The sequence below is a fragment of the Dietzia sp. Cai40 genome (genome assembly GCF_014145165.1).
In the GTDB taxonomy this organism is placed as follows: Bacteria; Actinomycetota; Actinomycetes; order Mycobacteriales; family Mycobacteriaceae; genus Dietzia; species Dietzia natronolimnaea.
The window spans coordinates 1-8,982 of the sequence record NZ_JAALEB010000123.1; the positions used below are offsets into that span (position 1 = coordinate 1).

The 8,982-nt window shown below is 72.0% G+C and carries 11 protein-coding genes; 5 read left to right on the plus strand and 6 right to left on the minus strand.

Going from position 1 to position 8,982, the window contains the following annotated elements; genetic code table 11:
• The 3 genes from G6022_RS05680 to ilvD all read left to right on the plus strand — a co-directional run.
• Positions 1 to 881: deoxyribodipyrimidine photo-lyase (locus G6022_RS05680; RefSeq protein ID WP_206682363.1), on the plus strand; the 881-nt coding region annotated here is incomplete at its 5' end.
• Positions 882 to 952: 71 nt separating this feature from the next.
• Positions 953 to 2,095: a PQQ-dependent sugar dehydrogenase gene (locus tag G6022_RS05685; RefSeq protein ID WP_182691147.1), complete on the plus strand. Its 1,143-nt coding sequence runs from the start codon at positions 953 to 955 to the stop codon at positions 2,093 to 2,095.
• A 50-nt stretch (positions 2,096 to 2,145) separates the two neighbouring features.
• Positions 2,146 to 3,870 (plus strand): dihydroxy-acid dehydratase, encoded by a 1,725-nt coding sequence (gene ilvD, locus G6022_RS05690; protein ID WP_179525624.1) that lies wholly within the window; start codon positions 2,146 to 2,148, stop codon positions 3,868 to 3,870.
• Between the two features lie 83 nt (positions 3,871 to 3,953).
• Here ilvD and G6022_RS05695 read toward each other — a convergent pair whose 3' ends face one another.
• On the minus strand, positions 3,954 to 4,349 hold the full coding sequence (locus tag G6022_RS05695; RefSeq protein ID WP_179525623.1) for a VOC family protein: 396 nt from the start codon (positions 4,347 to 4,349) through the stop codon (positions 3,954 to 3,956).
• 32 nt (positions 4,350 to 4,381) lie between these two features.
• Positions 4,382 to 5,068 carry a PhoU domain-containing protein gene (locus G6022_RS05700; RefSeq protein ID WP_179525622.1) on the minus strand — a complete coding sequence of 229 codons (687 nt, stop codon included), beginning with the start codon at positions 5,066 to 5,068 and terminating at the stop codon, positions 4,382 to 4,384.
• A gap of 162 nt (positions 5,069 to 5,230) precedes the next feature.
• Between G6022_RS05700 and G6022_RS17020 the strand changes: the two genes are divergently transcribed.
• Both G6022_RS17020 and G6022_RS05705 read left to right on the plus strand, forming a co-directional pair.
• Complete coding sequence (locus tag G6022_RS17020; RefSeq protein WP_259844327.1) at positions 5,231 to 5,365, plus strand: hypothetical protein; 135 nt, start codon at positions 5,231 to 5,233, stop codon at positions 5,363 to 5,365.
• The gene (locus G6022_RS05705; protein ID WP_179525621.1) at positions 5,362 to 6,507 is read left to right on the plus strand and encodes an acyl-CoA dehydrogenase family protein; all 1,146 of its coding nucleotides are present in this window, start codon (positions 5,362 to 5,364) and stop codon (positions 6,505 to 6,507) included. The genes G6022_RS17020 and G6022_RS05705 overlap by 4 nt, the downstream gene beginning before the upstream one ends.
• Positions 6,508 to 6,602: 95 nt before the next feature.
• Here G6022_RS05705 and G6022_RS05710 read toward each other — a convergent pair whose 3' ends face one another.
• The 4 genes from G6022_RS05710 to G6022_RS05725 are packed head-to-tail and all read right to left on the minus strand — an operon-like array spanning position 6,603 to position 8,884.
• Positions 6,603 to 6,881: a Rho termination factor N-terminal domain-containing protein gene (locus tag G6022_RS05710; RefSeq protein WP_179525620.1), complete on the minus strand. Its 279-nt coding sequence runs from the start codon at positions 6,879 to 6,881 to the stop codon at positions 6,603 to 6,605.
• Positions 6,882 to 6,886: 5 nt separating this feature from the next.
• Complete coding sequence (locus G6022_RS05715; RefSeq protein WP_182639977.1) at positions 6,887 to 7,357, minus strand: FABP family protein; 471 nt, start codon at positions 7,355 to 7,357, stop codon at positions 6,887 to 6,889.
• A 10-nt stretch (positions 7,358 to 7,367) separates the two neighbouring features.
• Complete coding sequence (locus tag G6022_RS05720; protein ID WP_182639978.1) at positions 7,368 to 7,904, minus strand: DUF488 domain-containing protein; 537 nt, start codon at positions 7,902 to 7,904, stop codon at positions 7,368 to 7,370.
• Positions 7,904 to 8,884, minus strand: a complete 981-nt coding sequence (locus G6022_RS05725) for a DUF808 domain-containing protein (protein ID WP_179525617.1) — start codon at positions 8,882 to 8,884, stop codon at positions 7,904 to 7,906. Before G6022_RS05725 ends, G6022_RS05720 begins: the two co-directional genes overlap by 1 nt.
• Positions 8,885 to 8,982 lie beyond the last annotated feature (98 nt).

The following is an 8,982-nucleotide window of genomic DNA, read 5'->3' on the forward strand; positions in this document are numbered from 1 at the left end:
CCGCGGACCCCGACTCGGGCGCGTCCGAGGACGTCGACCCCGGGCCGGGAGGCGCGGGGCGCGGGGGAGAGGCCGGGGAGCAGGCGGCCCTCGCGCGGTGGCGGGAATTCCTGCACGAGGACCTGACCTCGTACGGCGATCAGCGGGACCGGCCCGACCTCGACACGACCAGCCGACTGTCCGTGCACCTGAAGTACGGGGAGATCCACCCGCGCACGATCCTGGCCGAGCTCGCCGATCACCCCGGCTCGGACTCCGAGGGCGCGCGTCGGTTCGTCACCGAGCTGGCGTGGCGCGAGTTCTACGCGGACGTCCTGTGGCACCGGCCCCGCTCCGCCTGGCGCGATCTCCGGGACACGCTGGAGGGGATGGACTACGACGAGGGCCCGGAGACCGCCGCGCTCGTCGAGGCGTGGCAACAGGGGCTGACCGGCTACCCGTTCGTGGACGCCGGGATGCGGCAGCTGCGGGCCGAGGGGTGGATGCACAACCGCGTCCGGATGGTCACCGCGAGCTTCCTGGTCAAGGACCTCCACGTGTGGTGGCCGTCCGGGGCCCGGTACTTCCTCGACCACCTGCGGGACGGCGACCTGGCCTCCAACAACCACGGGTGGCAGTGGGTGGCCGGGACCGGCACCGACGCCTCGCCGTACTTCCGGGTGTTCAACCCCGTCACCCAGGGGGTGAAGTTCGATCCGGACGGCGACTACGTGCGCCGGTGGATCCCCGAGCTCGCGCACCTGTCGGGCGCCGCCGCCCACGAACCGTGGCGAGCGGCGGACGGATACGACCACGGGTACCCCGAGCGCATCGTGGACCACGCCGAGGAGCGCCGCGAGACCCTCCGTCGCTACGACCGCGCCCGCGGCGACGGGAGCTGACGGGCCCGGCGGGTCACCTGCAGGGACCCGGCTCGGGGCCGGGCCGCCCGCGGAATCGATACCGTGAGGGCATGCGACGACTCCTGGTCCCGGTAGCGGCAGCGGCCCTCGTCCTGAGCGGGTGTACCGGCGGAACCGCCTCCGTCGACCCCGATGACCGGGCCGGTCAGGCGCCGTCCACCGCCGCCACCTCCGAGGACTTCCGCGTGACGGAGCACGGCGGGTTCGACGAGGGGTGGGCGATGACCTTCCTCCCCGGTTCCGGGCACCTGCTCATCTCACAACGCGGAGGTGAGCTCCTGCTGCGTGACCAGGCCACGGGAGACGTCGCCGAGGTCGCCGGCGTGCCGCCGGTCGACGGCGCCGGGCAGGGAGGTCTCCACGACGTCGCCGCGGGCGCCTCCCACGCCGAGGACGGCGCCGTCTACCTCAGCTGGGTGCGCGACCATCCCGAGGGCGCGCAGGGCGTGGTGGGCCGCGGCACGCTCGACGTGGACCGCGCCGAGCTGACGGACCTGGAGGTGATCTGGGAGCAGGACCCCGCCGCCGGCAACGGACACTTCGCGCTGCGCCTGCTCGTCCTCGACGACCACCTCTACGTGACCTCGGGCGACCGCCAGGAGCAGACCCCCGCCCAGGACACCGCCAGCAACCTCGGCGCAGTGGTCCGCCTGACCCTCGACGGGGACCCGGCGCCCGGCAACCCGTGGGCGGGGGACGGCGGCTCCTCCGCCGACCTCTGGACCATCGGTCACCGCAACCCCCTGGGCATCGCCGCGGACCCGCAGGGCGGGATCTGGGTGTCCGAGATGGGCCCCCGCCACGGCGACGAGCTCAACCTGCTCGCCGAGGGCGCGAACTACGGGTGGCCCCGGGCCTCGATGGGACGGCACTACGACGGCGGGGACATCCCGGACCACCGGGACGGGGACGGCTTCGTCCCACCCGCCACCTACTGGGTGCCCGCCATCTCTCCCGGCAGCCTCCTGATCTACGGCGGGGACCGCTTCGACGGGTGGGCGGGCAGCGCGCTGGTGGGCGGCTTGTCCGGCCAGAATCTGGTCCGCGTGGAACTGCGGGACGAGACCGCGACCGTCGTACGGGAATGGGACATGGGCGAGCGGGTCAGGGCGCTCGCCGAGGCCCCCGACGGGGCGATCTGGGTGCTCGAGGACGGCCCGGGCGGGCGCCTGCTCGAGCTGACCCCGGTCTGACCCGTCGCGTCTCCTGCGGCCCTCTCCCGTCCACCGCCTAGTCTGGCGGTATGACGCAGCAGACTGATCAGACGAGCACCCGCGACGGTGTGGACATCAAGCCCCGCAGCCGGGACGTCACCGACGGCCTCGAGAAGACCGCGGCGCGGGGCATGCTCCGCGCGGTCGGGATGGGGGACGACGACTGGGTCAAGCCCCAGATCGGCGTCGCGTCCTCGTGGAACGAGATCACCCCGTGCAACCTCTCCCTCGACCGGCTGGCCAAGGCGGTCAAGGAGGGCGTCCACTCCGGCGGCGGGTACCCGCTCGAGTTCGGCACCATCTCCGTGTCCGACGGCATCTCGATGGGACACGAGGGCATGCACTTCTCGCTCGTGTCCCGCGAGGTGATCGCCGACAGTGTCGAGACGGTGATGAGCGCCGAGCGGCTCGACGGGTCGGTGCTGCTCGCCGGCTGCGACAAGTCCCTACCGGGGATGCTCATGGCCGCCGCGCGCCTCGACCTGGCCGGCGTCTTCCTCTACGCGGGGTCCACGTTGCCCGGCTTCGCCACGCTCTCCGACGGCACGGAGAAGCAGGTCACCATCATCGACGCGTTCGAGGCCGTCGGGGCGTGCTCGCGCGGTCTGATGAGTCGCGAGGACGTCGACACCATCGAGCGCGCCATCTGTCCGGGCGAGGGGGCGTGCGGCGGCATGTACACCGCCAACACCATGGCGAGCGCGGCCGAGGCGCTCGGGATGTCCCTCCCGGGCAGTGCGTCCCCGCCCGCTCCGGATCGTCGGCGGGACGACTACGCCAAGGCGAGCGGGGAGGCCGTGGTCGAGTTGCTGCGCCGCGGGATCACCGCCCGGGACATCATGACCAAGGAGGCGTTCGAGAACGCGATCGCCGTGGTCATGGCCTTCGGTGGATCCACCAACGCCGTCCTGCACCTGCTCGCGATCGCCAGCGAGGCGGAGGTCGAGCTCACGCTCGACGACTTCGCCCGCATCGGCGCCAGGGTGCCGCACCTCGCGGACGTCAAGCCGTTCGGTGCGCACGTGATGACCGACGTCGACCGGATCGGCGGTGTTCCGGTGGTCATGAGGGCCCTGTTCGACGCGGGACTCCTACACGGCGACTGCCTCACCGTCACCGGACGCACCGTCGCCGAGAACCTCGCGGACATCGCCCCGCCGGACCCGGACGGGCTGGTGCTGCGCGCGATGAGCGAGCCGATCCACCCGACCGGCGGCATCACGATCCTGCACGGGTCGCTCGCCCCGGAGGGCGCCGTGGTCAAGTCCGCCGGCTTCGACTCCGATGTCTTCGAGGGCACTGCCCGCGTGTTCGAGCGGGAGCGCTCCGCCATGGACGCGCTGGAGGACGGCACGATCACCGCCGGGGACGTCGTGGTGATCCGCTACGAGGGGCCCAAGGGCGGCCCGGGCATGCGCGAGATGCTCGCGATCACCGGCGCCATCAAGGGCGCCGGGCTCGGCAAGGACGTGCTGTTGATGACGGACGGGCGGTTCTCCGGTGGCACCACCGGCCTGTGCGTCGGCCACATCGCCCCCGAGGCGGTGGACGGTGGACCGATCGCCCTGGTCCGCGACGGCGACCGCATCCGCCTGGACGTGTCCGACGGGACACTGGACCTGCTGGTGGACGAGGCCGAGCTGGAAGCGCGTCGCGCCGGGTGGGAGCCGCTCCCGCCGCGCTACACCCGCGGTGTGCTGGCCAAGTACTCCAAGCTCGTGCAGTCGGCCTCGACGGGCGCGATCTGCCGGTGAGGCCCCGCGGCAGCAGGTGACCCCCCACGGTGGCTCACCCACCATCGCATGACCCGGGCTCACACCCGGGTCATGCGGTCGCCCTACTTCGCGTCGGGGTCCGGTTGGTGGATGCCGAACACGTTGCCCTCGGTGTCGAGGAAGTAGCCCTGCCACGCCATTCCCGGCAGGGCGTGCTTGTCCATGGCCACCGTCCCGCCGGCGTCGAGGATCGCGCGGGCGGTGGCGTCGAAGTCCCCGCACCCCATCGTGAGCACCGCGCCGGCGACGGGCGATCCCGTCGCAGGGGTGTCGCCGTTGCGCTGCATGATCGCGCCGTTGATGCCCGGTTGGTCCTCGGGGCCGGAGGTCACGCCGAAGTACGGTGACCCGGCGAAGTCGCTCCAGTCCTGGTAGGTCCAGCCGAAGACGGCAGCGTAGAACGCGCACGCCCGCGCGGGATCGGAGGCGTGGATCTCGAAGTGGATGGGACGGGACACGGCGGGCTCCTCACATCGGAGATCGGATCGGGTCAGTCGAGGACGGTGCCGTCCTCGAGGTGGGAGAGCGACCCGCCCCCGGGCCTCTCACCCGTGGCGAGGTAGACCACGCGGTTGGCGATGCTGACCGTGTGATCGGCGAACCGCTCGTAGTAGCGGGCGAGCAGCGCCAGATCCACCGCCGCGACCGAGCCGTGCGGCCAGTCCTCGGCGGAGATCTGCCGCATGAGGTCGGCGTGGAGGGAATCGACCGCGTCGTCCTCCGAATCGAGTGAGCGAGCGAGGCGGACGTCCTTGGTGGGGAGCAGCTGCCCGAGATTCCGGGCCATGGCCGAGTCCCGCTCCGCGAATTCGCGGATCGTCGGGACCACGGGCCCGGGGATGACCGGGTTGGGGTGGCGTCGGCGGGCGACGCGGGCGATGTGGCCGGTGAGGGCGGCCATCCGCGTGAAGTGCTCGACGATGTAGATGCCGGAGACCACCTGCCGCAGGTCGCGGGCCACGGGTGCCTCGAGCAACAGCAGATCGAAGGCGTGCTGCTCGCTCGCCTCGCGCAGATCCTCCACCTCGGCCGCGCCGTCGATGACCTCGGTGGCGGCGACCTCGTCACCCTCGAGCAGCGCCACGGTGGCGAGGTCGAGGAGTCGGTTGTTCATCTCGCAGAACCGGACCAGCTGGTCGGAGAACTCGTCGAGCTTGGTATGGAGGACGGTGCGCATCCCATGACTGTAGTGGTGGGGCGGGATCGCCGCGATCCCGTTAAGCCAGTGTTCACCGCCCGGGCGGTCGGAGTGGGGGTGCGGGCGTGGGGAATAGATGGACCCATCGGTCTGTTCTGCCCTGTCGTACGCACGTCGCCCGCGTCCCGGAAAGGACACCCGATGATCCCGTTCCCGTACGAGACCACCCGCTCCCGGGAGAGGCGACCCGGCCGGTCGGTGCTGATCGACGCGGACTCGATGGTCGGGGCGCGGGAGATCGGCACCACCGCCTCGCGTCTGCGCGGGCTGGCATGAGCGGGTCCGCGGCCGCCACTCTCACCCCGGACCTCGGGGCACCGCGGGCACGGCTCACCGCCGGGGACCTCGGCGCCGTCGATCCCGGAGCGCTCATCGCGGTGATCGATTCGGTCGCCGCGCGGGCGACGGCGCTGGACCGCGGGGACGCCGACCTCAGGCAGGACCTCTCCGCTCTCGCCGACCTCGGTCTCTTCGACGTCGACCGCACCCCGGTCGGCGTCGCCGCCACGATCATCGAGGCCGTGGCCACCGAGAGCCTGGCGGTGGCCTTCGGCGCCTGGGCGCAGCGCATGACCGCCGCCTACCTCCGCCACGCGGCGGACCGGTCGGACGCCGCGTGGCGGACCTATCGCGCCGTGGCCACGGGGGACCGGCCCGGTGTGACCGGCATGGCCGTTGCCCAGCGTCAGGCGGTCGGGCTGGGCAGAGTCCCGATCACCGCCACTCCGGTCGACGGCGGCTACCGCATCGACGGCCCGGTCGCGTGGGCCTCCAACGTCTACGAGGACAGCACGATCGTCCTGGCCGCCAACACCGGGGACGGGCGCAGCCTCGTCCTGGCCTTCGAGGCGTCGACTCCGGGCGTGGACATGCGCAGCGCCCCGGATCTCCTGGCGCTCAACGCCACGGCCTCGACCATGATCGGGCTCGACGGCGTCGTCGTCCCCGACGAGCAGGTGCTGGGGGAGGACCTGGGGGACTTCCTGACCGGCGTGCGCCCGGAGTTCCTCGTCCTGCAGGCCGCGTTCTGCTCGGGTGTCGCGGCGCGTTCTCTCACCGAGGTCGAGGGACTGCTCGGCGGCCTCGGTGCGTTCTCCGCCGACGAGCACTCCGCGCTGGTGGACCGCCACGAGCACATGCACTCGGAGTTGCACCGACTGGCGTCGCGGCCGGGAGAGGGCGCTCTCGTCGACCTCCTCCTGTTGCGCCTGGACGGCGCCGAGATCGCTCCCGCCGCCACGCGACTCGAGGCCATCCTCTGCGGTGGAATGGGGTATGCGCAGGACGCCCCCGCCAATCGTCGGATGCGTGAGGCCGCGTTCCTCCCCGTCCAGTCCCCCTCGCAGTCCCAGCTGCGGTGGGAGCTCGACGGGCTGGGGGTGTCCCGGCTCGTGTGGCGGGGGGACGCGGCGCGCTGACGCACCGGGCCACACGCCGACGAGGGTGAGCGCGCGGCCCGCTGGATCCCGGCCCGCTGATCCCGGCTCGGTGAGCCCGGCCCGCTGGTCCCGGCTCAGTGCTCCCGCAACGCCTCGATCAACTCGTCCTTGGTCATGGACGAGCGTCCCTCGATGCCGATCTCCCGGGCGCGGTCGCGGAGCTCGTCGACGGTCCAGTCCTCGTACGAGCCGGCCTTGCCACCCTTGTGGCCGACCTCGGACCGCGATCGCCCGGCCGAGGCGTTGGCGATCCGGGCGGCCTTCTCCTTGCTGGCGCCGTCGTCGCGCAGCGCCTCGTAGACCTTCTCGTCCTTGATGTTCGCGGATCGCCCGTCGTTCTTCTTCTCGGCCACGGCGCTCAGACCCGCCGCATATCGGAGTGGAGGTGATGGGTCATCGGCTGTCCGACCGCGGCCATGGCGAAGGTGGTGACCAACCTGTCCCCGGTGAGTTCGTACCGGCGCCTGGTGGCGTCCACCTGCTTGGCGGTGGCGCTGTTGGCCACCCGGGCCTGGAATTCCAGGACGAGCGAGTCCGCCTCGGCCACGACGGTGCCCTCGGCGAGTTCGGTCTGTCCCATGGGCTGCGCCAGGATCAGCTCGGCGGTCCCGGCCCCCGGGATGCGCAGATAGCCCGTCTCCGTGTGCATGGGGGAGCCGTCCGCGCTCCACGACCGTTGGACGTAGTGCAGGAACGGCTTGCCGACGTCCGAGAAGACCACCTCGTCGGTGTACGTGAAGTCCTCGATGGTGGGATACGACCCCGCGCCCTCACCCCTCCAGGTGCCGAGAAGTGCGGCGACGGGGGCGAGGGAGGGTGCCGGTTCCATGCCCATGAGCCTAGGCGACGCCGGCGTCCCACACCGGCTGTCCGTGGGCGTCGAGCCGAAGTCCTTCGCTCGGGCTGTGCCCGGTGATCGACCCGCTGTGCATGAGGTGCCCCACGGGGAGGTCGTGGACGGTCGTCGTCACGTCGGCCACGATCCTGCGGTGGCAGCGCCACCACACGGACTCCGAACACATGACCGCGGTGCGACGGGCGCGGGCGTCCCCGACGACCCGGTCCAGTGCCGCGCGGAACCCGGGGGAGCGGGTCCACGCGCTGTAGGCGCGGAACGCCTCGACGCGCCACCAGGTGTCGGGTGAGTCGCGCCGTTGCTCCGCCGTGAGGGTGCGTCGGCCCCCGAGCTGCTCCTCCCAGCGGTAGTCGATGCCGAGGTCGCGGGCGAGCTCCGGCACCGCCCCCCGTGCGGCGGCCGAGTTGGCGCGGCTCCCGGGGAATCGACGGATGTCCACCAGGAGTTCGACCCCGGCGCCGGTGAGCAACCCACCGAGCTCGTCGCGCGCGAGCCGACCGTGCCCCACGGTGAGGAGCATCAGTCCCTCGCGTGACCGGTCCCGGCGGCCTCCGCTGTGGTGGGGGCGGGCCCCGACTCGTCCCGTCGTCGGGGGACGACGTGGGCCACGGCCACCACCACCGCGCCGACGACCAGGCCGAACAGCAGCGAGCACACCGTGTTGACCAGCCACCCGAGCACGCTCCCGACGCCTGCCACCGCCGCGGCCGGCTCCTCGAGCAGGTGCACCAGGTGGTACGGGGCGGTCGCCCCGAGCTCGTCCAGGCCCACGAGCAGGATGTGTCCGCCGACCCACAGCATCGCGAGCATCCCGACGAACGAGATCACCTCGAGGACCGTCGGCATCGCCCGGACCAGACCGCTGCCGAACCTCTTCACCCCCGGGGAGTCCCTCCCGGCCAGGTGGAGTCCGATGTCGTCCATCTTCACGATCACCGCCACCACGCCGTAGACGAGCGCGGTGATGAACAGCCCCACCACCACCAGGATCGCCGCGCGGGTCCAGAACGGCTCCTCGGCGACCTCGTTGAGCGCGATCATCATGATCTCGGCGCTGAGGATGAAGTCGGTGGTCACCGCCCCGCGGATCATCCGCTTCTCCGCGTCGGGACCCTTCTCGACGACTGGCGTGGCCTCCTCGTGGTGGCCGGTGACGCGTTCCCACACCTTCTCCGCGCCCTCATAACAGAGGTACGCACCACCGAGCATCAGCAGTGGGGTGAGGATCCACGGGACGAACTGGCTGAGCAGGAGCGCGAAGACGATGATGATGGCCTTGTTGCCCAGGGAACCCGTGGCGATCCGACGGATGATGGGCAGTTCGCGCGACGGCTCCACGTCGCGGACGTACTGCGGGGTCACGGCGGTGTCGTCGACCACCACTCCGGCGGCCTTGACGCTCGCGCGTCCGGAGGCGGCCGCGATGTCGTCGGTACTGGCCGCGGCCATCCGGGCGAGGACGGCGATGTCGTCGAGCAGGGCGGCGAGACCACCGGCCATGGGTACCTCACTGTGGTGGGCGGGAGGGGTCCCCGCCGACGGGACGGCCGACCCGTGCCGGGTCGGATCGTCACAGGGTAGCCCCGTTCGGCCCGCCG